This window comes from Thiolapillus sp. (genome assembly GCF_048562965.1).
In the GTDB taxonomy this organism is placed as follows: Bacteria; Pseudomonadota; Gammaproteobacteria; order Chromatiales; family Chromatiaceae; genus Thiolapillus; species Thiolapillus brandeum_A.
Window position 1 is genome coordinate 1 of sequence record NZ_JBHNMF010000554.1, and the last position, 2,047, is coordinate 2,047.

Sequence of the window (2,047 nt, forward strand, 5' to 3'; positions counted from 1 at the left end):
CCATAACTACTGTCCGGAGAATTGGGTATCGCCATCAGAAACACCAGTGTCGAACTGGTATGGATAAATCTGCTTCTTTACATGCTGATACAAACGGCGGTCCAGCCTAGTTACACCACGGACCAAGTCCATGGTTTCTTCATCCAACTCTGATGCATTCTTTCGGTCGGGCGATTTATTCAATACATCAATCTCACTGGACAAACCCCAGTTGTATTTTGAGTTCAGGTGCGCTAGGTCTTTATCGAAGCTTTCCGTAAAACCAATAAAATCAAAAAAGCTCGCATTCTCCATCGCTTTTTCAAACAGCTCGTCAAACGAACGGCAAGCCATCCGGTGCCGGCTCAGCATGCCTATATTAGCAATAAACATCCAGACCTGCAGGTTGGATATTTGACTTCTCACCGCCACCACATCCGAACATAGAAAATCTCTGAGTGACAGGCATGCGGCCAGTTTAGGTCCCCTGGAATTTTCCTGGATAGATCGCCAGTAATAGTAATGGGACAGCACTCTTTCAACAGGATCACGCATGAAGGTGACAACCTTTCGCCCATGTTCCCTGCCGAGCAGGTAGTCAGCCCCCACATGTCCAATCACAAAGTCCTGCGTGTATTCTTTCAACGCTTTGTCAGGCCTGCCGAACTGATCCTTCCTTGAATAGAGCTGCACAAGCGCAGCACTGCCATGGCGAGCTTCCAGCATTTTCCTCAGTGTCGTACCTGCGCACTTTGGAATATGCATGATGGCAAACCTGTCATGCAACTGTATTCCCTCCGTGCTGTTCCCTGAATCTTCTGCCAATGTTATTCACCCATCAGGGCGGGAAGATGGTTCCAATATACGGCTGTTCCACAAAAAAACCTCTCAACAAACTGGAGCTTTGTACACATCGATCACGTATCTTACCTTGCCGGGTTCGGTATTCCATAACGGTTGCCGGTGTTATTATTCCACCCCATGAAAGTCCTCCACATCGGCAAGTATTATCCCCCGTTTCACGGTGGCATGGAGACCTTTCTTCAGTCGCTGGCACAGGCACAATCCACGGCCGGGCAGGACGTTGGGATTCTGGTGCACAACCATCTCCACCGTACTACCACCATAACCCGGGACAGAAACATCCGTATCACCCGTATCGGCAGTCTCGGCACCCTGTTTTTCACGCCCATCAGCCCCGCCTTCCGGTCCGAGCTGAAGAAAAGCATTTCGGAGTTCCGCCCGGACATCATCCACCTGCACCTGCCCAATCCGTCTGCATTCTGGGTGATGACGCTTGCCGAAGCAAGAGACATCCCATGGATTGTACACTGGCATGCCGACGTAGTGTCCTCCGAACTTGACTGGCGGGTAAAGCTGGCCTACCGGTTCTATCGCCCCATGGAACAGGCGCTGCTGAAACGCAGCCACAACATAATCGCCACCTCTCCACCCTATCTGCAAAGCAGTGAACCACTTTCCGCATGGAAGCAAAAATGCCGGATCATTCCCCTTGGCCTGGCGCAACGAGATATATCCCCGCCTGTCGACAAACCAAGCCTCTGGCACCCCGAGGTCCTGAGAGTGCTGGCTGTCGGCCGCCTCACCTATTATAAAGGCTTTGAATACCTGATACGCGCAGTAGCCCATGTCGAAAACATCCAGGTTGTTCTGGTGGGAGATGGCGAAAAGCGCAGTGAATTGCAACGCCTGATAGACAGCCACAAACTGGTAGAAAAGGTAAAACTCGTTGGGAAACAAGCGGATGAACAGCTTTTTCAGTGGCTCGCCACTTGTGATTGCCTCTGTCTTCCCTCCGTTGAACGAACCGAAGCCTTCGGTATGGTATTGCTCGAAGCGGCACAGGCAGGCAAGCCCGCACTGGTAACCGGTGTAAAAGGTTCAGGTATGAGCTGGGTGATCAGGAATCACGAAACAGGCCTGGTCGTTCCCCCTGCAGATGTTCCTGCATTGGCAGGAGCAATGGAATACCTGGCCCGGCACCAAACGGAACGCAGGGAAATGGGCCTACGTGCCGGAAAACGCTTTGATACAATGTTCACAATAG

General features: G+C 51.6%; 2 protein-coding genes. One reads left to right on the forward strand and one right to left on the reverse strand.

From position 1 onward, the window contains the following. Positions 1-6: 6 nt before the first annotated feature. Entirely contained in the window at positions 7-804 is a 798-nt protein-coding gene (locus ACOCD2_RS17585; protein ID WP_293647298.1) for a sulfotransferase family 2 domain-containing protein, read from the reverse strand. A 156-nt stretch (positions 805-960) separates the two neighbouring features. Between ACOCD2_RS17585 and ACOCD2_RS17590 the strand changes: the two genes are divergently transcribed. Beyond that, on the forward strand, positions 961-2,047 hold a 1,087-nt coding region (locus ACOCD2_RS17590; protein WP_293653034.1), incomplete at its 3' end, for a glycosyltransferase.